The sequence below is a fragment of the Sorangium sp. So ce426 genome (assembly GCF_051475585.1).
In the GTDB taxonomy this organism is placed as follows: domain Bacteria; phylum Myxococcota_A; class Polyangia; order Polyangiales; family Polyangiaceae; genus Sorangium; species Sorangium cellulosum_B.
Genome location: NZ_CP150341.1, coordinates 988,502 through 1,013,492 on the forward strand (window position 1 = coordinate 988,502; position 24,991 = coordinate 1,013,492).

17 protein-coding genes are annotated in these 24,991 nt (G+C 71.3%); 6 read left to right on the top strand and 11 right to left on the bottom strand.

All coding sequences use genetic code 11. The features are described 5' to 3' along the window. Positions 1-312 precede the first annotated feature (312 nt). Both WMF44_RS03705 and WMF44_RS03710 read left to right on the top strand, forming a co-directional pair. Positions 313-885: a hypothetical protein gene (locus tag WMF44_RS03705; RefSeq protein WP_437297735.1), complete on the top strand. Its 573-nt coding sequence runs from the start codon at positions 313-315 to the stop codon at positions 883-885. 407 nt (positions 886-1,292) lie between these two features. Then, the gene (locus tag WMF44_RS03710; RefSeq protein ID WP_437297736.1) at positions 1,293-1,874 is read left to right on the top strand and encodes a hypothetical protein; all 582 of its coding nucleotides are present in this window, start codon (positions 1,293-1,295) and stop codon (positions 1,872-1,874) included. A gap of 185 nt (positions 1,875-2,059) precedes the next feature. Here the strand turns inward: WMF44_RS03710 and WMF44_RS03715 are convergent, their stop codons facing one another. From WMF44_RS03715 to WMF44_RS03730, 4 genes are all read right to left on the bottom strand, one after another. Further along, positions 2,060-3,745 carry an FHA domain-containing serine/threonine-protein kinase gene (locus WMF44_RS03715; RefSeq protein WP_157906421.1) on the bottom strand — a complete coding sequence of 562 codons (1,686 nt, stop codon included), beginning with the start codon at positions 3,743-3,745 and terminating at the stop codon, positions 2,060-2,062. Positions 3,746-4,097: 352 nt separating this feature from the next. After that, positions 4,098-4,925 carry a bifunctional hydroxymethylpyrimidine kinase/phosphomethylpyrimidine kinase gene (thiD, locus tag WMF44_RS03720; protein WP_437297737.1) on the bottom strand — a complete coding sequence of 276 codons (828 nt, stop codon included), beginning with the start codon at positions 4,923-4,925 and terminating at the stop codon, positions 4,098-4,100. 191 nt (positions 4,926-5,116) lie between these two features. Next, positions 5,117-6,343, bottom strand: coding sequence for a hypothetical protein (locus WMF44_RS03725; protein WP_437297738.1), 1,227 nt, complete (start codon positions 6,341-6,343; stop codon positions 5,117-5,119). 82 nt (positions 6,344-6,425) lie between these two features. After that, positions 6,426-6,650 carry a hypothetical protein gene (locus WMF44_RS03730; protein ID WP_437297739.1) on the bottom strand — a complete coding sequence of 75 codons (225 nt, stop codon included), beginning with the start codon at positions 6,648-6,650 and terminating at the stop codon, positions 6,426-6,428. A gap of 200 nt (positions 6,651-6,850) precedes the next feature. On the opposite strand from WMF44_RS03730, the gene WMF44_RS03735 reads away from it, so the two are divergent. The 3 genes from WMF44_RS03735 (at position 6,851) to WMF44_RS03745 (ending at position 10,853) form a co-directional block, all read left to right on the top strand. Further along, the gene (locus WMF44_RS03735; RefSeq protein WP_437297740.1) at positions 6,851-7,636 is read left to right on the top strand and encodes an ABC transporter ATP-binding protein; all 786 of its coding nucleotides are present in this window, start codon (positions 6,851-6,853) and stop codon (positions 7,634-7,636) included. Between the two features lie 6 nt (positions 7,637-7,642). After that, positions 7,643-9,844, top strand: a complete 2,202-nt coding sequence (locus tag WMF44_RS03740; RefSeq protein WP_437297741.1) for an ABC transporter permease subunit/CPBP intramembrane protease — start codon at positions 7,643-7,645, stop codon at positions 9,842-9,844. Positions 9,845-10,169: 325 nt separating this feature from the next. After that, positions 10,170-10,853, top strand: a complete 684-nt coding sequence (locus WMF44_RS03745) for an extensin-like domain-containing protein (RefSeq protein WP_437297742.1) — start codon at positions 10,170-10,172, stop codon at positions 10,851-10,853. A 20-nt stretch (positions 10,854-10,873) separates the two neighbouring features. On the opposite strand, the gene WMF44_RS03750 is transcribed toward WMF44_RS03745, so the two are convergent. The 4 genes from WMF44_RS03750 to uvrB form a co-directional block, all read right to left on the bottom strand. After that, complete coding sequence (locus tag WMF44_RS03750; RefSeq protein ID WP_437297743.1) at positions 10,874-12,811, bottom strand: glycoside hydrolase 5 family protein; 1,938 nt, start codon at positions 12,809-12,811, stop codon at positions 10,874-10,876. Positions 12,812-13,000: 189 nt separating this feature from the next. Beyond that, complete coding sequence (locus tag WMF44_RS03755; protein ID WP_437297744.1) at positions 13,001-14,020, bottom strand: LacI family DNA-binding transcriptional regulator; 1,020 nt, start codon at positions 14,018-14,020, stop codon at positions 13,001-13,003. A 292-nt stretch (positions 14,021-14,312) separates the two neighbouring features. After that, the gene (gene serB / locus WMF44_RS03760; protein ID WP_437297745.1) at positions 14,313-15,497 is read right to left on the bottom strand and encodes a phosphoserine phosphatase SerB; all 1,185 of its coding nucleotides are present in this window, start codon (positions 15,495-15,497) and stop codon (positions 14,313-14,315) included. A gap of 145 nt (positions 15,498-15,642) precedes the next feature. Then, positions 15,643-17,802, bottom strand: a complete 2,160-nt coding sequence (gene uvrB / locus WMF44_RS03765; protein WP_437297746.1) for an excinuclease ABC subunit UvrB — start codon at positions 17,800-17,802, stop codon at positions 15,643-15,645. 713 nt (positions 17,803-18,515) lie between these two features. Between uvrB and rsgA the strand changes: the two genes are divergently transcribed. Continuing rightward, a complete protein-coding gene (rsgA, locus tag WMF44_RS03770) occupies positions 18,516-19,580 on the top strand; it encodes a ribosome small subunit-dependent GTPase A (protein WP_437297747.1) in 1,065 nt (354 codons plus the stop codon). 357 nt (positions 19,581-19,937) lie between these two features. On the opposite strand, the gene WMF44_RS03775 is transcribed toward rsgA, so the two are convergent. The 3 genes from WMF44_RS03775 to WMF44_RS03785 form a co-directional block, all read right to left on the bottom strand. Then, entirely contained in the window at positions 19,938-21,884 is a 1,947-nt protein-coding gene (locus WMF44_RS03775) for a sigma 54-interacting transcriptional regulator (protein WP_437297748.1), read from the bottom strand. A 265-nt stretch (positions 21,885-22,149) separates the two neighbouring features. Next, the gene (locus tag WMF44_RS03780; protein WP_437297749.1) at positions 22,150-23,904 is read right to left on the bottom strand and encodes a hypothetical protein; all 1,755 of its coding nucleotides are present in this window, start codon (positions 23,902-23,904) and stop codon (positions 22,150-22,152) included. Between the two features lie 220 nt (positions 23,905-24,124). Next, positions 24,125-24,967: an SDR family NAD(P)-dependent oxidoreductase gene (locus WMF44_RS03785; protein WP_437297750.1), complete on the bottom strand. Its 843-nt coding sequence runs from the start codon at positions 24,965-24,967 to the stop codon at positions 24,125-24,127. Positions 24,968-24,991: the final 24 nt, after the last annotated feature.

A 24,991-nucleotide genomic window follows, 5' to 3' on the forward strand; every position in this document is an offset into this window, starting at 1 on the left:
CCGCGGGGCACGGCCCGGACATCCGGCGTGTGTCCGATCGAGGGCCGCCCACGTCGTGGCTGAGCCAGGCGTTCTCTCTCCGACAACTTTTTACGTCCCGGCACGTCTGACGTGGGTAGTTCGTGCGCGCCCTCCCGCGCCGCTGCTGCGAGCGAAGGTGAAGGGAGACCGCTGGCAGCCCCCGCTTCCTTGGCCCACCGCGTCGGTCGCGGTTAGCCTCCGGACTGCTCAGGGGGAGAGTTGGCTGGAAAATTGCAACGAAACTGGGACGAGCCGCCCTGGCCAGCCAGCCAAGAGGAAATGGAGAAGTGCATGGTGTCGAGCCGTATCTGGACCGCCATCGCGATCGTCGGGGCCTTCTGTTCCGGTGGCTGCAGCCAGGTGGCGGCGGTTCAGGAGGCGAGGATCAGCGAGCAGGGGGGGTTCAGGAACCCGGAGCACCGGCTCGCCGCGGCAGAGGACGGGGGTTACTGCAGCGCCGAGGTGCTGCGCTGGCAGTACGATGAGCCGGCGGCGACGCTCCGCCTCGCCGATGCCCGTTTGATGCTCGACTGCTGCGGGAAGCGCGCGATCCACGTCGAGAGGATCGACAGCCTCTTCGAGGTCACCGAGCGGGACGCGCCGGACGGCGCCGGAGGTCGCTGCAGTGAGCAGTGCGCCTTCGATCTGTCCGTCGGCGTGCACGACGTCCCGCGGGGCGAGGTCTACGTGAAGCTGCTGCGCGACGTCGTCGATCAGCAGGGCGGCCCGGCCGTGATCTGGAGCGGCTCCCTCGATCTGGGGGGCTCCGCCGGCGCGGTCGTACTCGACGAAACGCCCGCGGAAGCCGGCTGCCAGGCGAAGGGCTCCCCGCGCCAGCGCAGCAAGACGGTCGCCGCGCGATGAGGCGCTGAGCACACGCCCCCGGATCGCTCCGCAGCACCTCGCGTCCGCGGGCGGCAGGGGGAGTTCGTGAATGTCCCGCCGCGCATGGCAGCACACGGCAGCGCGTCATGGGGTGGGATGATGGAGGGCGGTGGAGGAGCTTGGCTGGCCATGACGTTCATGGTCAGAGAATCGGGCTAACTCTGCCACTTTCGCCTGGACAAGGTTTCCAGAAACCCGTAAATCACACTCGAATATGCGTACAGCTGCTCCGGGGTGCGGCGCATGTGCGCACCTTGTGTACGTTGGCTTGCAGCTGAATCCCTAGGCGCACGTAGCGGATACGTGAAGCGCGTTTCTAGAGGCCCTGGTTCTTTGCCTTTTGGTCGAATTTTAACCGTGTCGCGGACAGTCAAGGAAAGCGGGGCATGAAGTACCTGGGGGTCTGTGGAGCGCTTGCAACGGTGGGGTCGCTGCTCGCTCTGAGCGCGTGCCTGGAGGCGGAGCCCGCGCACGTGGGGCTCGTGAGCGAGGCCGGCGGGTTCGTGGATCCGGAGCGGCGGCTCGCCTCCGAGGGGGAGGAGAGCTACTGCGGGGCCGAGGTCCTGCGCTGGCGCTACGACCCGTCGAGCGGCGCCCTGAAGATCGCGGACAGCCGGCTCCTGCTGAACTGTTGCGGCCAGCGCGCGATGCACGTCGACAGGATCGACAGCATCTACGAGATCACCGAGCGGGACGAGCCCGACGCGGCGAACCCGAGGTGTGATTCGGTCTGCGCGTTCGACTTCGCGGTGGCGATCCCCGAGGTCGCCCAGCGCAAGGTCTACGTGCGGCTGCTGCGCGACGTCGTCGACGCTCAGGGCAGCGCAGAGCTCATCTGGCAGGGCGAGATCGACGTCCGGAAGTCGGCCGGCGAGGTGGTGCTCGATCGTGTCGCCGCTCCGGGCGAGGCCTGCAGCGGGCCGTCCCAGCAGCCGCTCACCGCCCAGCAGCCGCTCGCCGTCCAGTAGCCGCTTGCTGCTCCGGCCTGGGAGCGGCCCCGTTGCGCAGGAGCGCTCGCAGGGTGCAGGCGCTGCGCGGCGCGCTGCCGGCGCGGTGCGCCTGGTGATGGGCTCCGTGGCTTCGTGACGGAACACGCGCTCGAGCCACCGCCCGGTGGTCGAGCGACGGTCGAGCGACGACCCGGCGGTCTGCTTCAGTCGATCAGCGTGCGCGCGGGGCGGCCAGGCTCGCACTTCACGAGCGTGGCGGTCAGCTCGAGCGTCTCGGGGAGCGTGCCCTGCACCTGCGCGACGACCTGCTCGACCACGTGCTGGGCCTCGTCCAGGTTGGGACCCACGATGGAGACGACGAACGTGAGCGGGCCGGTGCGCCCGGCCGCGGCCGGCGTCAGGCTGAGCAGCAGCGTCTGGGTCAAATCGACGACCTGAAGCGCGGCCTTGCGCAGCGCGAGCATCTCGAGGATCGTCGGTCGCAAGCTCACGAGGCCGTTCTGGCCGCGGAGCTCGAAGCGCGCGATCTGCATCGGCACCTCGCCCCACTCGGCGAAGAAGCCATCCTCGTCGATCGCCTTCATCAGGTGTTCGCGCACGAGCAGCCCCGTGAGGCCGTCGCGCCGGGCGAGGTAACGCTTCGCCTTGTCGTGGTGCGGCGAGTCGGGCCCGAACGTGACCACCATGAGACGGCACTCGCCGAGCTGCACCTCGGCCCCATGGAGCAGCGAGACCTGCGCTTTGCGCTCGAAGGGGAAGTCCGCGTACGTGCCGTTCGTGCTGTTGAGATCCTCGACCAGCCAGGAGCCCGTCTGCCAGCGGAGGAGCGCGTGGGATCCGGAGACGGTCGCCTCGGCGAGGACGAGGTCCTGATCGCTGCGGCGGCCGATGGAGAGCACCGGCTTCTGCAGCGGGAACAGGGTGGCGACGCTGTCGGGCGCGTTCGTGGCGTACGTGATGAGCAGCGACTGCGCGCCCGGCGTGAACTGCGTCTTGATGGCTCGCCCAGGCGCGGGGCCGGGATCGATGCGCTCGCGCGGCAGCTGGATCGGCGCGGTCGCGGTCTGCGTCGGGTTGAAGAACCGCATGTGCCGCGCCTGCGGGCGCATCTGCGGATCCGGGTTCAGCGCGCGGAAGATCTGCCTGATCTCGTCGTTCGTCAGCGCGGCGGGCACGTCGAACGTGATCTGCTGCTTCATCGTCTTGAGCCGCGGCTTGTAGCCGGGCTCGGGGACGCGGCAGGTCCACATCTCCCAGAGCGTCAGCGCCGCGGCGTAGACGTCGTCCTCCGGGCTCGCGCCGCCGCTGCGCAGCCGCTCCGGCGACATGTAGTGAGGCGTGCCGCCGTCCGGAGGCGCCCCCGGCTTGCGCACGGCGGCGCGGGCGCGCTCCTTCGCGAAGCCGAAGTCGAGGATGACCGCCCGATCGTCGGCGACCATCACGTTGCCGGGCTTCAGATCGCCGTGCACGAGCCCCTGCTGGTGGATCGCGGCGAGCCCCGCGCAGACGTCGGTCGAGATCTTCCGGAACTCGTCGGCGCTGAACCCGCCCGACGTCTTGCGCTTGCGGATGTGGTTGTGGAGCGTCTGCCCGGGGATGTACTCCATCACGAGGATGGGCCCCCACGGGCTCGGGGCGAGGTCGTGCACGCGGCAGACGTTCGGGTGGCGGGCCTTCTGCGCGAGGATCACCTCCTGCCGCAGCGCCTCGTCGTCGCCGGGCATGGCGGAGGCCTCGGGCACCACCTTGAGCGCCACCTGTTGCTGGGTCAGGCGGTCGAAGGCCAAGAACACCTCGCCCATGCCGCCTTTGCCGATGCTCTTCAGGACCTCGTAGCGGTCGTTGATGACCGTTCCGACGTCGATGGGAGGGAGGGGATCTTTGGTCACGGCCACGGGCGCACGAAGGGTGAGGAAGAGCTCCGCGACGGCGCCGAAGGAGACGCGCCGGGACGCCGATACGGACTGCGCGCAGGGTCGTCCATTCGCGCGCCGGGCGCAACGAGTCGTTGCACAAGCGCTGCACGCGGCCCGTTCGGCGCCGCACCGGGCCGCCCCGCCGCTCCTTCGCAGAGCCGCCGGGCTGCCGTGCGGGGCCCGCGGCACGGGGCTGCCGTGCGGGGCCCGCGGCACGGGGCCGCCGTGCGGGGCCCGCGGCGCGGGGCCGGCGTGGTCGTCGCGGCCGTCGCGGCCGTCGCGGCCGTCGCGGCCGTCCACAGACGCGCGCGGCGCGCCGCGCTGTTCAGGGGAACGGCCGCGCCGTGTGGGCGTGGTTCAGCGGCCCGTGGCCCTGGCCGAGCCCCGGCGCGGAGCGCATCGCCTCGCGGAGGTAGCGCCGCGCGCGCCCGATCGCCGGGACGAGGGCGAGGCCCTGGGCGAGGCCAGCGGCGATGGCCGAGGCGAGCGTGCAGCCCGTGCCGTGGGTCGCGCGCGTCTCGATGCGCGCGTCCTCGAACAGCTGCTCGCCCTCCGGCAGCCCGGAGGCGCCGGGCCCCGGCGCGGCCCGGAGGACGTCGACGACCGTCGCGCCCGGGAGGTGGCCCCCCTTCAGCAGCACGGCGCGCGGACCCATGGCGAGCAGCCGCGCTGCGGCGCCGCGCATCGCGTCCACGCTGTCGATGACCACCCCGGTCAGCGCCTCGGCCTCGGGGATGTTCGGCGTGAGCAGCGCCGCGAGCGGCAGGAGCCGGGCGCGCAGGGCGCCCTCCGCGTCGGACTTCAGCAGCCGGGCGCCGCCCTTGGCGACCATCACCGGGTCCACCACGAGCGGCGCGCCGCGGCCGAGGCGCTCGTAGACGCGCGCCACCTCGTCGATGACCTCGGCCGAGTGGAGCATCCCGGTCTTGATGGCGTCCGCGCCGATGTCGTCGAGCACGACCTCCATCTGGCGGCCGATGAAGTCGGGCGGCACCGGGAACACGGCGTCGACGCCGCGGGTGTTCTGGGCGGTGAGCGCGGTGATCGCCGTCGCGCCGAACGCGTCGAGCGCGGTGACCGCCTTGAGATCGGCCTGGATTCCTGCGCCGCCGCCCGAGTCGGAGCCGGCGACGATGAGGACGCGTCCTTTCATGGCGCGCTCCGGCGGCGGGCGGTCGCGGAGGCCGGTCGGCCCCCGCGCGGCAGGTGCGCTGGGAGAGCGGGGAGCGAGCTGCGAGAGGCGCGCATGGCGAGCGCGCAGGGTGTCCTGAAATGCGGCGAGTGGCGAGGGGTTCTTGCTGGCGCGGCGAGAGGAGGCGCCCGCGCCGCGATCCCGGCCGGGCGTCAGAGGCCAGCGCGCACGATCTCACCCGACATCGGGCTCCCGGCCAGGCCGCGGTTGGACCAGTAGACGAAGCCGTTCCGGAGGCGGACGCTCGTCGGCCGCGCCTGGTTCGAGGCGATGACCCGAGGGCCGCCGCCGCAGCCGTCCAGCGGACACATCTTGACGACGCCGTCCGCGCTCGTGCCCGTGCCGAGAGCGGTCCAGTACACGCCTGTGGGGCCGACAGCCATGCTGGTCAATGACGGCTCGCCCTCGACGAAGGTCGTCGGGCTGCCGCCGCACCCGGTCTTCTTGCACGCGAAAATGGTGCTCTTGGCCGCGTTCATCACGTAATGAATCCCGTCGTGGATCGCCATGACGACGCCGTGCTCGGCGTGGAGCTGGATCGCGCCGTCGGCATTGCCGGGATCGCAGAAATAGACGCCTCCTGGATCGGTGGCGTGGGCCCAGTAGACGGTCGTCCCATCCATGACGAACGAACGGATCCCGTCCGCGTTCACGCAGCGGATCCGCTCGCATTGGCCGTTATCGCACTCCAGGACATCGAACTTGTCCGAGATGCGCGCCACGCCGTCATCGCTCACCTGGATCTGATTCAGGTTGCTCGCGATGGACTCCCACACTTGCACCGGCGATTGGAAGACGCAGCCGGCCGCCGGGCATCGGTAGTAGCGGCGGGACCCTCCATCGTTGGGGGAGCTCAGCCAGTGCACGAAATTCGGATCCACCCCGATGAGGTAGGGAGAGGCGATGGCGGCGCCCGAGGGAGGCCCGAGCCCCTCGGCGAGGACCACCGGAGCCGGGCAGCCTGCCAGGGGGCAACGCAGCAACGTGGAGGTGGACAGGATGAAGACGCTCTGGTCGTCGACCGCGATCGAGTACGGGTCGTCGAGGCCCGTGGCGACGACCTCCGGGGGCGATGGTTGCGTGTCCCCTCCGCCAGCTGCGCCCGTTCCTCCTCCCCCGCCTTCGCCGGCGCTCACGCCGCCGCCGGTCCCGCTGCCGGCCGGCGACGCGCCGCCGCTGCCGGCCGGCGATGCACCGCCGCTGCCGGCCGGCGATGCACCGCCGCTGCCGGTCGGCGACGCGCCGCCGGTCCCGCCGCCGCCGCTGCTGGCATCGCCGAACGAGCGCTCCGCCGGTGAGCAGGCGACCGCCAGGAAGCCGGCCGGGAGGGCCGCCGCGCCGAGCATCACGAACGATATCGCGAAGAGCCGTTGTCGCATCAGCGACGAGTATGCCACAGGGCGCGCCGAGCGAGGCGACCACGGCAGGGGGAGGTGCCTGACCGCGCTGGAGGCTTCGGCGTCAGTAATGCTTGTCGAGGACCGTGGGATCCTTCGTCGTCGCGAAGACCGTGTCGCAGCGCCGGCACCTGTACTTCACCTTCGTCGGCCGGGCCGAGATCCCGAACGCGAGCTGGATGTACCCGAGGACGCGGTACTCCGCCTCGGCGCTCACCATGTAATGATCGCGACCATGGCCGCAGGGGCACTGGACCGGCTCGGGCGTCGTACGGTCGCGATAGGGCATCGACGGGCTCGTTGGCATGGACGTCAGCGTAGTCTAGGGGGGCCGCGGCGGACGTCGAGGGGGCGGCGCCGCGACGCTGCCTGGACGGAGGCGACCGGGCGGCGCGAGCAGATGGGCGGCGCGCCGCGGCACGCGCTGCGTGCGGGGCCGTCCGACGGGCGCTTTGCGCCGCGCCGCGGGCCGAACTAGGAGACGCTTCCATGCGCCCCGCCCTGTACGCCGAGCGTCTGGTGAAGCGGTTCGGCGGCGTCACGGCCGTGGACGGGGTCGATCTCGCCGTGTACGCCGGGGAGGTCGTCGGGCTGCTCGGGCCGAACGGCGCGGGCAAGACGACGACCTTGCGGATGCTCGCCGGCATCCTGTCGCCGGACCAGGGGCAGATCCTGGTCGGCGGCGTCGACCTGGCCGCGAGGCCGCTCGAGGCGAAGCAGCGCCTCGGCTTCCTCTCCGGGGACACGCAGCTCTACCAGCGGCTCACGCCCCGCGAGGTGCTCCGCTACTTCGGTCGGCTGTACGGCATGGAAGAGGCGGCGCTCTCGCGCCGGATCGACGCGCTCGTGGCCGACCTGGAGATGGACGCGTTCGCCTCGCGGCCGTGCGGCACGCTCTCCACGGGGCAGAAGCAGCGCGCCAACATCGCGCGCGCGTTCCTCCACGAGCCGGAGGTGCTCATCCTCGACGAGCCGACGACCGCGCTCGACATCCTCAGCGGCCGCTTCATCGTCGCGTCGATCCGGCGGGAGCGCGCCGCGGGCAGGGCGATCCTCTTCTCGACGCACATCATGAGCGAGGCCGAGTACCTCTGCGACCGCATCGCCCTCATGCACGAGGGGCGCGTCGTCGACGCCGGCACCCTGCCCGAGCTCCTCGGGCGGTCCGGCACGACGAACCTGACCGACGCCTTCCTCCACCACGTGGAGCGGAGCCGCCCGGGCGCGGCGCGCGACACGCCCGAGCGCGCCGGCGCGCCCGCGCCAGGGAGCTGACGCGCCGTGAGGCTCGCCATCGTCTGGACGATCCTCCGCAAGGAGCTCGTCGAGTCGCTCCGGGATCGGCGCACGCTCGTGCGCCTCGTCGTGGTCCCGCTCCTCCTCTATCCGCTCTTCGCGCTCGCGATGAGCAAGCTCGTCGGCGTCGAGGCGGCCGCGCGCGAGGCGCGCCCGTCCAGGATCGCGGTCTGGGGAGAGCTCGCCGAGGGCCTGCAGGCGAGGCTCTCCGCGGCGGGCAAGATCGAGCTCGCGCCGTGGGCCGGCGCGCCCCCCGACGTGCGCGAGGGGCTCCTCTCCGGGGCGCTCGCGCCGCCGGCGGGGCCAGAGCCCGCGCCGGACGACGGCGAGGCGGCGCCCCCCGAGGCCGAGGCCGAGCCGCCGAGGTGGATCGAGCCGGAGAACGCCGTGCTCGCCGCGGCGCGCGCCGCGGTGAGCGAGCGCAAGGTCGACGCGGTGCTCGTGCCGTGGCCATCGATGGGGGCCGAGCTCGGGCGCGGCGGGAAGGGCGCCGTCGCGATTTACTTCGACTCGGTCCGCGCCGACTCGGCCACGGCGGAGGCGCGCCTCGAGGGCGCGCTGCAGCGCGCCCGCAGGGCCATCGTCGCGGATCGAGAGGCGGAGCGCGGCCTGCCCGAGGGGTTCTCGCGCGCGTTCGACGTCGTGCCGCGCGACGTCGCGGCGGACAGCCGCAAGGTCGGCCAGATCCTCGGCGCGATGATGCCGATGCTGCTGATCCTGATGTCGCTCCTCGGCAGCTTCCTCCCGGCGATCGATCTGACGGCGGGCGAGAAGGAGCGCGGCACGATGCAGACGCTGCTGTGCGCGCCCGTGCGGCCCATCGAGATCATCTCGGGCAAGTTCCTGGCCGTGTGGGTCATCTCGCTGCTCACGGCGCTCGGCAACGTGGTGAGCATGTCGCTCACGGTGAGCCGGTTGCTGCCGGACGCGATGGTCGTCGGCCCCGGCACCTTCGCGCTGACGTTCGTGCTGCTCGTGCCGGTCACGCTGCTGTTCTCGGCGCTGTTCCTCGCGCTCGCCGTGTTCGCGAAGGACTTCAAGGATGGTCAGAACGCGCTCATGCCGGCGTACCTGCCGCTCTCGCTGCTCGCCGGCATCACGGCCCTGCCGGTGGTCGAGCTCAACCCGTGGACGGCCTACGCCCCGGTCCTCAACATCGCGGTGCTGATCAAGGCGCTGTTCGTCGGAGAGGCGCCGGCCGATCTCCTCTTCACCGCGCTCGTCTCCTCGGCGCTCTATGCCTGCCTCGCGCTCCTCTTCGCCGCGCGCGTCTTCGAGCGCGAGAGCGTGCTCCTCGGGGGGCAAGAGTCGGCGCGCGCCGTGCTCGGCCTGGGGCGCCGGGCCGGCGGGGCGCCCTCGGCGGGCTTCTCGCTGGCGGCGTTCGCGGGCGTCCAGGTGCTCTTCTTCTATGGCAGCCTGCTCATCGCCCGCACCAGCGTGGCGGTCCAGCTCGCGGTCTCCCAGGTCGGCTTCTTCCTGGTCCCGACCCTCGCGCTGGTCGCCGGCTTCGGCTACTCGCCGCGGGCGACGCTCGGCCTCAGGCTGGCCTCGGTCCGGGGCCTCGCCGGGGCGCTGCTCCTCGGGGTCGCGGCGTGGGCCGCGATCGGCGGCACCGTCCTCCGGTGGTTCCCGGCGCCGGAGCCCTTCGCCCGCGAGCTGGGCGAGCTCGTGCTGCTCGGCGGGCAGCCGTACCCGGTCGTCCTGCTGCTCGTCGCCGTCACGCCGGCCGTCTGCGAGGAGCTCCTGTTCCGCGGCCTCGTCTACGCAGGCCTGCGCCGCGCCGGGCCCGCGGTGGCGATCGGCGTATCGGCGCTCCTCTTCGGGCTCGCGCACGGGTCGGTGTACCGGCTCTTGCCGACGTTCTCGCTCGGGCTGGCGCTCGGCTACGCGCGCCACCGCACCGGCTCCGTTTTGCCCGGGGCGCTGCTTCACGCCCTGAACAACGGGCTCGCGGTGTCGCTCCTCTATTTCAAGCCGTCATGGGCGCAAGGCCTCCTCGAAGGAGAGCTCCTGCCCTGGAGCGTGACGTTCGCGGGCATGGTCGTCTCGCTGGCCGGGCTGCTCCTGCTCCGGTTCTCGGCGCCGAGCGCGCCGGAACCGGAACCGGAACCGGACGGGAAGGCGAAGATGGACGAGCGCGAGCGTCGCGGGGGAGCGGCCGGCGGAGGCGGCGCGGCGCAGGGCTGAGGCTGGCGAACGCGGCAGCGGTGTGGGCGAGTGCGCGTGGAGGGGAATCGCGCACCTTGCGCCGGCCGCTGGCGGCGGTACGGACATCGATGTGCACGCACGCTTTCTTCTGGGGTTCGCTGCGGCGGCGATGACCTCGGCGCTGTCCTGCTCTCACGGCGGTCCCACGCTCGCGGAGCGCGGAGGAACCGCGCCCGGCCGTCTCGCGGCGCCGGCCCCCGGCGAAGCGCCTGCCCTCGCTGGAATCGCTGGAGCAGCACCGGCTGAGGCCGCGGGGGCGCCGGTCTCCGCGGAAGCGGCGCCCGCCGGTGCCGCAGGACCACCCGTGACGCCGCCGACATCGCCGGGATGGGCCGGCCCCTGGATCGAGCACCTCGCGGACGCTGCCGGCCTCCGCGAGCGGCCTCCGCGGGCGCAGCGCCAGTGGAACCACATCGCCGCGGCCGCAGGGGCGGATTGCCGCGATGCCCTCAAGGTTGCGGGGGCGCGGTTCCAGTCGCTGCCGGACACCGTGAAGCCCAACAAGAAGGGGTGTGGCATCCCCCACGGCGTGCTGCTGAGCCGCGGGCCGACCGGCATCGTTTACTCGCCGCCGCTGCAAGTCGATTGCTCGCTCGCCCTCCGGCTGGCCGATATGGAGCGCGTGATCCAGGAAGAGGCCGAGGCGCACCTGAGCTCGCAGATCGTCCGCATCAACACCCTGGGGAGCTATGCTTGTCGCGAAGTGGTCGGCAGGATGCGCCCGTGGAGCGAGGGGCTGAGCGAGCACTCGTTCGGCAATGCATTCGATATCGCGCGCTTCTCGCCGAAGCGCGGCCGCGCGATCAGCGTGCTCCGCGATTACGTGCTCCACGGGGACGACCCGAGCACCCGTGAGGGCCGCTTCCTCCGGGGCGTGGCCCGCCGGCTCCGCGCCGACGGGGCGGCCGCGCGCGTCCTCGGCCCGGACTTCGACGCAAGCCACCGGGACCACCTGCACATCGATTGCGGCACGCCGCGCTGGTACTGAGACGGCTGGCCGCCCCGCGCTTACCGCGGCCCCGGCTGCAGCTCGAGGATCCGCACGTCGTACGGCGCGAGCTCCACGGCCTGGACGGGGGACTTGCCGCCCAGCTCGGTCAGGTGCCCCGAGGCCGCGGCGGGCTCCACCGAGAGCGGCTGATCCGCCTGGCTGACAAGGAACACGAAGCGGCGGCCGTCGCGGTGGCGCAGCGTGTCGGCCGCGACGCGCGGGTCGTCCACCGTGACCGGCCGCTTCACGCCGGCGAGCTCGGCGAGCGCGTCGTAGAGCGTGTAGGTCGGCTCCGGGTTGATCCGCGGGGTCGCCGCGGCGAAGTGCTCGATCGGAACCGTGCAGAGCACGACGCTGCCGCTCCCGATCTTGCGCCGCAGCAGCGCCGGCCGGCCGCGCTGGTCGACCGCGACGACCTCCGCGCCCCTCGGGCGCACGGGGAGGTAAGCGCGGCTGTGCTCGGTGCCGGAGACCGGGAACGTGAGCGTCGTGCCCGCCGCGATGGTGCCGAACTGGCATTCGAAGGTGAGCTTCGCGCGATCGTCCTCGATCGGATCGATCATCCCGTAGCGCAGCTGGTGCTCGACGCCGAACAGCGCGTTGAGGTGCGCGTACCACGGCCCGCGCTGCGACCCGTGCGTGCCGTGGCAGTACGACGCGTAGACGACCGCGCCGGCGGAGGCCAGCCGCTCCAGGAGGTGCCATGTGGGCGCGGTCAGCTGCTTGGCCGACGGCAGCAGGTAAAGCCGGCAGTCCTCGGCGATCCCGTCCCGCTCCCGCGTCAGCCCGACCGGCAGGTCCGCCTCCTTCGCCGCGATGTAGGCCTGCCGCAGCATCGTGAACAGGTAGCTGCGGTCCTCGGCCTCCGTGAACGGGAACGCGCCTTCCAGGTACGACGGGACGATCAGCGCCGCGTCGGCCGGCTCGCGCTCACAGCCGAGGACGTCGATGTCGGAGAGCACCTTGGCGAAGCGGGCCATCTCCTCGAGCTGCGGCTTGGGGCGGCCCTCGACGGTCGTCAGCCCGAAGTGGAGCTCGAACGGGTGGTGCCTGTAGGGATCCTGGTGAATGAGATCGAAATCGGTGTTGTTCCAGCCGATCCACCCGGTGGCGCCGGCGAGCAGCGTGTTGTGGAGGACCTGCCGGTAGTAGTGCGCGGCGTTCTCGTCGGACGCGAAGGCCGACGACACGCCGAACTCCTCCAGCACGACGGGCTTGCCGAGGAAGCCCGTGAGCTCGCAGACGAACGCCGCGCCGTAGTGCTGGCGCGCCAGGTCGTTCTCCATCCGGTACACGTGCGGGCCGAGGAAGTCGACGAGCGCGCCGAGATCGCGGACGGAGAACCCATTGTCGTTCCCCGTGACCTCGATGCCCCACGCGCCGTCGCCGATCGAGATTGGCTGGCTCGCCCCGCCGGCCCGCAGCGCCTGCACGACCAGGCTCGCCCAGCTCGTGACGTTCTCGCGGATCGAGCGCTCGCGCTCGCCGTAGATCGGCATCTCGTTGGAGACGAGCCAGCCCGTCACCGCCTGGTGCCCCGCGAAGCGCCGCGCCATCTGCTCGGCGAACCAGGCCTGCCGGGCCACCATCCACACATCGCCGTAGAGATCCCGCCCGCGCCGCCATGCCGGGTCCCAGTTCTCGCCGGACATGTGGCCGACGAGGAGGGTCGGGATCGTCGTGAGGCCCGCCTCGACATGCGCCTCGAGGAAATCGGCATAACGCGCGACGCAGTCCTCGTCGATCCGGTCCGGCTCCGGCATGAAATGCGGCCAGTAGAAGAACGACCGCGTCATGGTCAGGCCGTGATCGGCGAGCACCCGGAGCTCCTCCCGGACCACGGACGGATCATAGCTCTGCCACATGAGCGGGCCGCCGCGCCTCGACCAGAAATTGGCCCCCAGCCAGGCGACCGCCTGTTGACGAACTGCGACTTTGGCGAAATTGCGGTGCATAGTCCTCTCGTCCTGGTCATGCAGAGCGGCGCTCTCGAACACCGTCCGTCCTCCTGCTCGCGGCGCGGGCCGCGCGCTCCAGGCGCGAGCGGCGGGCAGGTGACTTAATCGGTTCAGCTTACGCTACTTAATCGGTTCAGTCTATGCGCCCGTGCGGGGGGGCAGGGCCCTCGCTCGGGCCGGGCCGGCTCATGCGCGGGGGGGCGGGGCGGTGCTGCCCCGCGTCGCGAGCGTCGGCGCGCTGCACTCGTCGTCGGCGACCGGCTCTCCGGCGACGAGGCGGAGGAGCAGCGCGGCGGCGCGGGAGCCGTGCTCGGCGATGTTGCGGCGCACCGCGGTCAGGGCGGGGTGGACGAGCTGGCACAGCGCCGAGTCGTCCCAGGCCACGATCGAGAGGCGCTCCGGCACGGGGACGCGCATCTCGTGGGCGACCGCGAGCGCGGCCACGGCCATCACGTCGTTGTCGAAGACGATGGCCGTCGGCGGCGAGGCCTCGGCGAGGAGCCGCCGTGTGGCCTGGCCGCCTGCCTCGCCCGTGTAGTCGGCGTGGACGGTCTGCACCCGATCCAGGCGCCGCTGGCGCGCGGCCGCGGTGAACGCCTTGGTGCGGACCGCGGTGTGCACGAACTCGGCCGGGCCGGCGACCCGCGCGATCGACCGGTGGCCCAGCGCGGCCAGGTAGTCGACGACGGCCCGCATGGCGCTCGCGTCGTCGCTCCACACCGCGGGCAGCTGCCCCTTGCCCGCCGGCCCGCCGATCACCACCGCCGGGAGCTTCAGCTCCTCGATCAGCTTCACGCGCGGATCGTCGTCGCAGAGGTCGACGAGGATCACCCCGTCGACCCGCCGCTCGGCCCACCAGCGGCGGTAGGTCTCCACCTCGGCCACGCGATCCTCCGTGACCTTGAGCAGCAGCGCCTCGGCCTTCTCGGACAGCTCCGCCTCGATGCCGGAGATGAGCTGCATGAAGAACGGCTCGATGCCGAGCATGTGCGCGGGCCGATCGATGACCAGGCCGACGGCGCCGGCGCGGCCGTCGGAGAGCGCCCGCGCCGCGTTGCTCGGCTGCCAGCCCAGCTCCGCCGCGATGGCCAGGATCCGCTCGCGCGTCGGCTCCGACACGCCGGGCCTGCCGTTCAGCGCATACGACACCGCTCCTTTGGATACCCCCGCCCGCCACGCGATGTCCGTGATCGTCGGACGCTTCACGCATCACCTCCGCTCCGGGCGACGGAGCGCGCCTGCCGTGTGAACCCGCTCCGCCGCATGGCCCCGGTGGATAGCACGGCGGCCCGCTGGCGAGCCGAACGCCGCGCACGGCCGAGCGCCGCGAGCGAGCGACGCGCCCAGCGCAGCCCCTCCCACACCGTCGCCTGGCCAGGCGAGGCGGGTCAGGCGCCGCGCCGGACGGCCGCGGGGGCCCGGTCAGCGCGCCGCTGTCGAGCGCGGCGCTGCGTCCCGTGGGACTCCGCTGCTGGGCGGACGGGCCGTGTCGTGCGGCTCATGCCACCTCGAGGAGCTCGCGTTCGGTGATGCCGAGCAGGAAGAGGATGGCGTCGAGGCCGCTTGCGGAGAGGGACGTGTCGGCGGCCTCTCGCAGCTTGGGCTTTGCGCGGAACGCGACGCCGAGGCCGGCTCTTTGCAGCATCAGGAGGTCGTTGGCGCCGTCGCCCACGGCGATGGTCTGATCGAGCAACACGCCTTCTGCTTGGGCGATGGTCTCGAGCAGCTCGGCCTTGCGTTGTGCGTTGACGATCGGCCCTGTGACCCGGCCGGTCAGCTGTCCGTTCACGACCTCGAGCGCGTTCGAGTAGGCGTAGTCGATCCCGAGCCGCGCTTTCAGCGCCTCCGCTGCGATGGAGAAGCCGCCGGAGATCACGGCGGTCCGGTAGCCGAGCCGCTTCAGCACCCGGATGAGCGTCTCTGCGCCCTCGGTGATGGGGAGCTCTGCGGCGAGCTTCCGCAGCACGCCGACGTCGAGGCCGCGGAGCAGCGAGAGCCGCTGGCGGAGCGACTCGTCATAATCCATCTCCCCCTGCATCGCGCGCTCGGTGATCTTCGCCACCTGCTCCGCGACGCCCTTCGCGCGCGCCAGCTCGTCGATCACCTCGATCCGGATGAGCGTCGAGTCCATGTCCATCACGACGAGCCGCTTGCTCCGGCGGAAGAGCCCCTCGCGTTGCAGCGCGAGATCGAAGCTGTTCTGCGTCGCGAGGGCGAGGAGGGCCTGCTTGAGGGCGTCGGCCTCTTCTTCGCGCTGGAGCAGCACCTGGATCTCCACCGACGAGAGGCGTTCGACCGACAGCCGCGCGATCTTCTCGATGTTCGCGCCGTGGGCTGCGAGCGTGGAGGCCACGTCGTGCAGCGGCTTCGCGCCGAGCTCGCGCCCGATGGCTGTCACCACGTACCGGCTCCCCGGCGTGCGCCGCGGCGCGCCCCCGTCGAGCGGCTTGAAGTCGAGCGTCACGCCGAGCTCTTTCGCGGCGAACAGCAGCTCCTTGAGTCCGCTGCGTGTCTCGGGGAAGAGCGCGAGGAGCGCGAGGTTCAGGTTTCCGTGCACCACCACCTGCTCGATGTCGAGCAGCGTGGCGCCGATATCGCTGAGGATGCCCGTGAGCCGAGCGGTGATGCCGGGGTGGTCCTTGCCGGTGACGGTGACGAGTATCGGATCGGACGAGACTGCCATGCCGGGGCCCCCTTAACAGCGTCGCGCGGCAGGGTCGACGCCGATAGCTCGCCGCACGAAGCAAAACGATGCTTCACCGAAAGAGCGTTTGCCAAACCACCGCTCCCCCCGTCGCGCGCAGCCTCCTCCCCCGCGGGCTCCGTAGCTATCGGTAGCGCCCGCCCCCTCGCCCCGCCGCCGCCCGTCCGCCCCCTTTGCCGCCCGCCGCCGGCCTCCCGCCCCCCTTGCCGCCCGGCCCGCGCCGGCTCGCCGGCCGCCCAGCCCGCGCCGGCTTCTCCTCGGCCGCCTCGCGCGCCGCGCCGGCGTCCCCGTCCCCCTGCTGTGCCTTGAGCTGCCGGAGCTGATCGCGCAGCCGCGCCGCCTTCTCGAACTCGAGGTTCTCCGCCGCCGCGAACATCTCCTGCCGGAGCGCGTCGATCTGGTCGACCAGGTCCACCGCGGCGCGCGCCGCATCGGCCGCGGGCTTCGCCGGGCCCTTCGGGACGGCGTAGTAGTCGCGCGTGCCCGAGGTGGGCGACAGGTCGAGGATCGCCTTCTTCACCGTGGCCGGCGTGATGCCGTGCTCCTTGTTGTACGCCTCCTGGATCGCGCGCCGCCGGTTCGTCTCGTCCATCGCGCGCTTCATCGCCTCGGTGATGCGATCGGCGTACATCACGACCTCGCCGTGCACGTTGCGTGCGGCGCGGCCGATCGTCTGGATGAGCGAGCGCGGGCTCCGGAGGAAGCCCTCCTTGTCGGCGTCGAGGATGGCGACCAGCGACACCTCGGGCAGATCGAGCCCCTCGCGCAGCAGGTTGATGCCGACCAGCACGTCGAACTCGCCGCGCCGGAGATCGCGGAGGATCTCCACGCGCTGGAGCGTGTCGACGTCCGAGTGGAGGTAGCGGACCCGGATGCCGAGCTCCGTGTAGTACTCGGTCAGATCCTCGGCCATCCGCTTGGTCAGCGTCGTGACGAGCACGCGATCGCCGCGGCCGACCCGCTCCCGGATGCGCGCGAGCAGGTCGTCGACCTGACCGGACACCGGGCGGATGTGGATCTGCGGATCGATGAGCCCGGTCGGCCGGATGATCTGCTCCACGACCGACCCGGCCGACTTCTGCAGCTCGTAGTCGCCGGGCGTCGCGCTCACGAAGAGGACCTGCGCGTAGTGTTGCTCGAACTCCTCGAACTGGAGCGGCCGGTTGTCGAGCGCGCTGGGGAGCCGGAACCCGTACTCGACGAGCGTCTCTTTCCGCGCCCGGTCGCCCCGGAACATCGCCCCGACCTGCGGGACGGTCTGGTGCGACTCGTCGATGATGAGGAGGAAGTCCTTCGGGAAATAGTCGATCAGCGTCGGCGGGGGCTCGCCGGCCTTCCGGCCCGAGAGGTGGCGCGAGTAGTTCTCGATGCCGTTGCAGAACCCCATCTGCTCCAGCATCTCGAGATCGTACATCGTGCGCTGCTCGATTCGCTGCTTCTCGAGGAAGCGCACGGCCCTGTCGTAGAAGTCGATCCGCTCGCGCAGCTCCTCGCGGATCGCCTGGATCGCGAGCCTGAGCTGCTGTTGCTCGGTGACGTAGTGGGAGCCGGGGAAGACCGCGTAGCGATCGAGCTGGCCCACCACCTTGCCGCGGACCGGGTCGACCTCCTTGATGGCCTCGATCTCGTCGCCGAAGAACTCGACCCGGATCGCGAGCGCCTCCTCGTAGGCCGGGAAGATCTCGACGACATCGCCGCGGACGCGGAACGTCCCGCGGTGGAAATCGACGTCGTTCCGCGTGTACTGGATGTCGACGAGCCGCCGCAGGAGCTCGTCGCGGCGGATCTCGGTGCCGCGCTCGAGCTTGATCAGGAGCCCGTGGTAGCTCTCGGCCGAGCCGATGCCGTAGATGCAGCTCACGGAGGCGACGATGATCACGTCCGGCCGCGAGAGCAGCGCGTGCGTCGCCGCGTGGCGCATGCGGTCGATCGCGTCGTTGATGATCGCGTCCTTCTCGATGAACGTGTCGCTCGTCGGGACGTAGGCTTCGGGCTGGTAGTAGTCGTAGTAGCTGACGAAGTAGTGGACGGCGTTGTTGGGGAAGAGCTCCCGCATCTCGCCGTAGAGCTGGGCCGCCAGCGTCTTGTTCGGCGCCATGATGAGGGTCGGCTTTTGCAGCTTTTCGATCACCTTGGCGGCGGTGAACGTCTTGCCGCTGCCCGTGACGCCGAGGAGGACCTGGAAGGCCTCGCCCTGCTCGAACGCGGAGCAGATCTCCTGGAGCGCGCGAGGCTGGTCACCGCACGGCTTGAATTCGGAGACGAGCTCGAAGTGTGTGGGCATGGAGCGGAGGACCCTAGTGCGGCGAGGCGCTCCTCGCAACCTCCGCGGCCGTCAGGGCCGGAGGGCGGGGTGGCCTCACCGGGAAGGCGCGGTCTCGTCCGGCTTCGTCGGTCTTCGTCGGTCTTCGTCGGTCTTCCAACTATCGGCAACCATTGGCCGAGCGGAAATTGTCGACCCACTGTCGTTCACCTGGAACGAGGGCGCCCCACGTCCCGCGCGCGCTGTGCTCGCTGTCCACACGGCCGGGCCGAGCCGAGAGCGCTTGACGTCGGCGCGGGGCCATAGGATTCTAGGTGCTGTCGCGTCGTGGTGACGTGAGCCGAACGCGGAGGTCAGGTCATGAGTGCCAACACATCGCACACCCATTGCGCCGCCGCCGTTGTTTCCGCCGCGGCCGGCTGAGCTCGTCTCCACGTCTCCGCGACGTCGCCCGCGTGCCCTGAGGGGCGCGTGTGTGCCCTGAGCGCGTGCCCCTCCCAGGGATCTGCCCTGGCCGGGCGTGCCTTCTGGCGTGACGTCCTGATCGATCGACGAGCTCCGCTCCGCGGTGGCCCCGCGTGTGGAATGGCCGGCGCGTGCGCGCTTGTGCGCCGCCGCGCCCTGTCCGTCGATCGCCGCGCGCCGAAGCTCGGGCGCGGCCGAACGCCATGGAGCGCTCGTCCGTCATGCAAACTCACCTCGATTCTCTCGTTGATCCGTCTTTGCAGCACGAAATGCGGCCCGATCTGGTCGGGCTCGGATGGACTCCCTTCTTCGCGAGCCAGCTCGCCTGTCTCAAGGATGCCGTGCAGCCTGCGCGCGTCGTCCTCGCGTCCGCGTCCAGGCATCACGTTCAGACCGCGGATGGCCCGCGCCTCGCGGTGGTCAGCGGTCGCCTCGCGCACGAGGCCGCGGATCGCGCGGCGCTCCCCACCGTCGGTGACTGGGTGGGGCTCAGGCCTGGCGACGGCGCTGGGCCTTCGTACATCGTGCACACGTTCGCGCGGAGCACGTGCCTGCGCCGCAAGGCCGCTGGGCCCACGGTGGAGGCCCAGGTGCTCGCGGCCAACATCGACAAGGTGTTCATCGTCACGTCGCTGAACGCCGACTTCAACCTGCGCCGCCTCGAGCGCTACATCGACGCCGTCCTCGACAGCGGCGCTCGCCCGGTCCTCGTGCTCAACAAGGCCGATGTCTGCCCGGATCCGGCGCGGTACATCGACGCGGCGCGGGACGTCGCCCCTGCCGCCCCGATCGCGCTCGTCAGCGCGCTCTCCGGCGCCGGCCTCGACGCGCTCCGCGCCGAGATCGGGGCAGGGGAGACCATTGCCCTCGTCGGCTCGTCCGGCGTGGGGAAGTCCGCGCTCAGCAATCGCCTGCTCGGCGCGGAGGTCCAGCTCGAGGGCGCGATCCGGGCCTCGGACGAGCGTGGCCGCCACACGACGGCTCACCGGGAGCTGTTCCTGATCCCTGGCGGTGGTCTCCTCATCGACACGCCGGGCATACGGGAGCTCGGCCTCTGGTCCGCGGGCGGCAGCGCCCCGGCCGGCTTCGACGACGTCGAGGCCCGCGCCGCGGCCTGCCGTTTCCGGGACTGCGCGCACGACGGCGAGCCCGGTTGCGCGGTGCTCCGTGCCATCAAGGACGGCGACCTCGATCCCGAGCGCCTCGGCGCCTACCTCAAGCTGGGTGCCGAGCGACGCCACCTCGCCGGGCAGCAGGACGTGCGCGCGAGGATCGAGGAGAAGCGGCGCTGGAAGCAGATCTCCAAGCAGATGCGCGCCAATCCGAAGCGCTGACCAGAGCCGTCCCCCGCCCCCGCGGCCAGCCCCCAGCGTCCCCGCACACCCCCAGCAAATCCCCGCATCCCCGCCGCGCACCTTCGAAACCGCTGTTTCCCATCCCTTGGAAAGAGCCCTCGGGAGGGGGTGTCGCGCGCGGGGCCGGCGGGGGAAGGGCCCCACGAACCCGAGCGCCGGCCCGCATCGAAGCCACTCGCTCCTGGTTCTCCTACCTCCGTTCAACCGGCCATAGCCACCACAAGGCGCGAGTTCGTGGGAAGGGCCCCCCGCCGGCCCCGCGCGCGACACCCCCTCCCGAGGGCTCCCTCGCGTCCTGGGAAGCCCTCCGTCCCGTGTCCCGTGTCCCGTGCCCCGTCAGATCCCGTATTGCCGGAGCTTCTTGTGCAGCCCCTCGCGCGTGATCCCGAGCGACTTGGCCGCGTTGGTCTTGTTGTTGTTGTGCCCGCGCAGCGCTTCCAGGAGGAAGAACTTCTCGACCGCGTCCATCATCTCCTTGAGCGACCCCTTCGGCGTCCCCGCCCGCGCGACGAGCCCCTCGACCTGCCGGATCCTCGGCGAGAGCAGCTCCGGCGTCCCGAACGCCCCCGGCTCCAGCTGGATGACGATCCGCTGCACCTCGTTCTGGAGCTCCCGCACGTTGCCCGGCCAGTCGTACGCGACCATGAGCTCCATCGCCTGCTGGCTGAACCCGCCGCACGGCTTGCCGATCTCGTCCGCGTAGCGCTCCAGGAAGTGCGCCGCGAGCAGCGAGATGTCGTCGCGCCGCTCTCGCAGCGGCGGCAGCCGGATCGGGAAGACCTTGAGGCGGTAGTAGAGATCTTCGCGGAACCGCCCCTTGGCCACCTCGTCCTCGAGGTTCCGGTTCGTCGCGGCGACGATGCGCACGTTGACGTGCTTCGGGCTCGTCGCGCCCACGGGGCGGATCTCGCCCTCCTGGAGCGCCCGGAGCAGCTTCGATTGCAGCGACAGCGGCGTCTCGGTGATCTCGTCGAGGAAGAGCGTGCCCCCGTCGGCGATCTCGAACAGCCCCTTCTTCTCCTCGGTGGCGCCCGTGAACGACCCCTTCTTGTGCCCGAAGAGCTCGCTCTCCAGCAGGCTCTCGGCCAGCGCCGCGCAGTTCTGCGCAACGAACAGCTTGTCGCGGCGGCGGGAGCGGTAGTGGACGGCGGCGGCGATGAGCTCCTTGCCCGTGCCCGTCTCGCCCTCGATCAGCACCGTGACGCGCGTGTCGACCACCTTGTCGAGCTGCCCGATCACCTTGCGCATCGCGTCGCTGTTGCCGATGATGTCGACCGCGCCCCCGCCGCCGCCCCGGCGGCGCTCCTCGCGCCCCTTGAGGAAGCTGTTCTCCTTCTGGAGCCGCTCCTCCGCGAGCACGAGCCGCTTGATGAGCCGGGCGTTCGCCACCGCGAGCGAGGCGTTGGCGGCCAGCACGAGGAGCGTCTCCAGGTCGCCGGCGTTCAGCATCCCGGGCACGCTCCGGTTGTCGGCCTGGAGCACGCCGATGATCTCCTCGCCCTTCCAGAGCGGGACGGCGAGCGTGCTGCGGATCGAGGCGCCCATCAGCGACTCGGACTGCCCGACCTCGATCGGCGCGTCGGCGGCGAGCACGGCCGCCCGCTCCTTGATCACCTTCCGGTACACGCTGCGCGTGATCGGGACCGGCCCTGCAGGCGGCCCCCCTTTGCCCGACGCGGACCGGACCCGCGTCAGCACCGGCACGAACGCCGCCGGCGCCGCGCCCGGCTCCTGGTCGTCGTCGCGCAGCACCACCGTGACGTGCGTCGAGCTCGGCACCAGCGCGAGCACCGCGTCGGCGATCTCGGCGAGCACCTCGTCGAGATCGGTCGCCGCGCCGATGCGCTTCTGCGCCGCGTACATCGCCGACAGCGCGCTCGGGTCGCGCTCGATCTTCGCCTCGGCAGGCTCGATCTCGTCGAGGCGGCGGATCGAGACGACCCGCGCGTCGTCGGCCTCCTCCGGGATCTTCACCACCATCCGGGTGACAGCGTCCCCGGAGCCGAGCTCGATGACGTCCCCCGTCTGGAGGGCGAGCGCGCTGCGCCCCGCGCCGAGCTCCAGCCGCTCGCCCCGCCGCGTCACGCTCGTGCCGTTCGTCGAGCGCAGATCCTCGAGGATCACCCCGTCGGCGCCGCTCACGATGCGCGCGTGCGCCCCGGAGACGTGGCGATCGTCGAGGACGACGCGGTTGTCCGACGAGCGCCCGAGCGTGATCAGCTCGCCCTGGAGCTCGAAGGTGCGCCCGGCAGCGAGACCCTGGGTTACCTCGAGCACGATCATGGTTCGTTCTTCAGCCGGAAAGACCCCGTGACAAGGGCCGGAGTAAACCGTCAAGACGGCGGAGACGCCAGGAAAAATCAGGAGCCAGGCGCGTCGGTGAAGCGTTACTCGAGCTTCGCGCGAGCTTCACACGAGCGTCGCGCGAGCTTTGGGCAAGCATCGCGCCCGGGTGGCGCCGATCAAGAAAAATCTGGAGCGAGGTGATGTGCCCGCCTGCGCGTCCGCGCGCCCCGACCTCTGGACGGGGCGCGCGGGGCTGCGGCGGTCACTGCGCGCGGGCGGTGAGGCGGTAGATGACCGTCTTGAAGGGCGCGTTGCCGGCGATCTTCTCGGGATCCTTCGAGGCCTCGCCGTCGTCGACGATCTTCTGCAGCTTGGTCGCGACCTCGGCGTCGCCCTTCGGCGAGAGGGCGTCGATGACCGAGACCGAGACGAAGCGGACGGCCGCGTTCGAGACCTTCGGCATCGCGTCGATGATCTGCTGCCGGACCTCGGGGGTGCCGAGCACGCCCGCCATGTAGGCGGACTTGATCCCCTGGAACTGCGTCTCCTTCGCCTGCGACGCCGGATCGCCGAGCTTGCCGACGTAACACTCGAGCTTGGTGCCGCAGGCCCCGAGCAGCTCCTTCGCGATCTTGATCTCCTTCTCCATCGACTTGCCGACCGTGCCGCCGCCGCTCGTGCGGGTGCCCGCGAGCCGGTCGACGTCGGCGATCTGGTCGGGCTTCATCAGCTTGAGCGCCGTCTGCAGCGAGACGTCGCGGATCTGCGCGACGTCGTCCTCCTCGCCGCGCGCCTCGAGGCCGGTCTTCACGAGCCACGGCACGAGGCTCGCGTCGAAGAAGTTGCTCGCCGCCTCGGCGAGCATCACCCGCGCGTTGATGCCGGCCGGCGGCATCTCGAGCCCCGCGGGCGTCTTCTCGTAGGCCGCCTGGAAGGCCGCGAGGGTCTCCGGCGTCCTCGGCACCTTGGTCAGCTCGCGCGCGATGATGGCGCGCGGCACGTCCTCGGCCTTCCCGAGCGCGGCGAGCAGCGGCTGCGACGACTCCTGCCGGCCGATCGTCGCCAGGACGAGCGCGGCCGCCGCGACGTGGGCGGTCTCCGCGGCCTTCTTCTGCTCCGCGCTCGCCTTGTCGCCGGCGCCCTTCAGGTTCTCGACCTTCGAGTACTCGACGAGCTCCTTCTGGTCGCCCTGGAGCAGCGCGATCGTCGGCTGGATCGCGGGCTTGCCGATCTTCGTGAGCGCCAGGATGGCCGTCGTGGCCGCGTCCGCCTTGAACGGCGACAGCACCACCTTGAGCAGCGGCACGACCGCCTTCTCGCTGCGCTGCCACCCGAGCAGCTCCGCGGCGGTGATCTGCCAGAACAGCTCGTTCCGCATCGTGCCGACGTCCTTCGGGTCGTTGATCGGGCGCCCGATCATCGTGATGAGCCCGTCTTCCCAGGACTTGCTGTTGATGTCGACCATCGCGTCGTGCACGTCGCGCGAGATCGTCGAGCCCTTCGGCTTGCCGTGCTGGAGCTTCGAGAAGACGGCCATGAGCGGCTCGGCGGCCTTCTCCGACTTCGTCGCGCCGAGGCCGCGCACGGCCCAGCGGACGTCCTCCTCGGTGGACTCGGGCTTGTAGTCCTTGAGCGCCTTGATGAGGCAGGCCTCGCCGCGCGGGTCCCTCGTGTCGGAGATGAACTTGATGAGCTTCGAGTTCGTGCGCTCGTCGAGATCGCCGGTCACGCACTTCTGCGTCATCGGCTCGATGATCTTGTCGAGGAGCGGCTTCACGGTCGGGCCGTTCCGGTCCTTGTTGTCACGCGTCATCGCGTCTTCGAAGAACTGGACGAGCCGGTTGACGGAGGCGGTGAGCGTGGCCGGGTCGTCGAGCCGCTTGACGTGCGTCTCGGGGTCGTTCTCGTCGCCGCATCCGACGATGACCCCTGCGGAGAGCGCCATCGACGACGCGGTGGCGGCCCCCAGGAGGAGCGAGCGAAGGAGCGGCAGGATGCTGCGTGCTGAGCGGGACATGGTGTTTCCTCCGGGACCTCGGTGATGCTGCCGGCCTGACCTCGCCGTCGCACGGCGCGCTTCAGGAGAGGCGGTCAGCGGCTAGCCTTCGTTAGCCTGAGGGGACGAAAGTGGACAAAAACAGCGCGCGGCAGGGGGCGCGGCCCCCCTTCGGCCACGACGTGGCGCCGCTCCGCCATGGAAACGGCGAAGCCGACGCTATTCGCCGGCAGAGAACGTGTCAACGCGAGCGCGGCGCCGAGACGAGCCGGCGGATCCCCGTGGCGAAGAGCCGGTCGGGGATGACACGGCGCAGCGCGACGAGCGCCCGTGCGTCCCGGCCGACAAGGGTCCTGAAAGGCGGCGATGCGTCGTCGATGAGGCGGAGGATCGCCGCCGCGACCGGGGCGGGCGGCGGCGCCTTGGCGGCGTCCTTCAGGATCATCTGCTCGATCGCCCTGGTCATCGCGCCGTAAGGGCCGTCGAGCGAGACGTGGGCGCCGCGTCGCTGGTTTTCGTAGAAAATTTCGGTCTTGAAGGTGCCGGGCTCGACGAGGCAGACGTGGACGCCGAACGGGGCGACCTCCCAGCGCAGCGCCTCGCTGAAGCCCTCGACGGCGTGCTTCGTCGCCGCGTAGGCGCTCACGCCGGGGAGGCCGACGAGCCCGGAGATGCTCGAGACGTTGACGATGCGGCCGCGCCCCGCGCCGCGCATCGCCGGGAGCACCGCGCGCGTCACGGCCATCAGCCCGAAGACGTTGGTCTCGAACTGCGCCCGGACGTCGCCGTCCGCCTGCTCCTCGAAGGCGCCGCCCACCGCGATGCCGGCGTTGTTGACGAGGGCGTAAGCGGGGCCGTGCTTCTCAAGGATCTCCCGGACCCTGTCGGGCGCGCTCGCCGCGGCGACGTCGAGCTGCTCGATCTCGATCGTGACGCCGCGCGCGCCGGCGGCGGCGAGGAGCGCGCCGGCCTTCTCGGGGCGGCGCATCGTGGCGATGACCCGGTGGCCCGCGGCCGCGCACGCGACAGCGGTCGCGAGGCCGATGCCGCTCGAGGAGCCGGTGACGAGGACGAGGTGACCCATGGCGAAGGGGCGCGAGTATAGGCG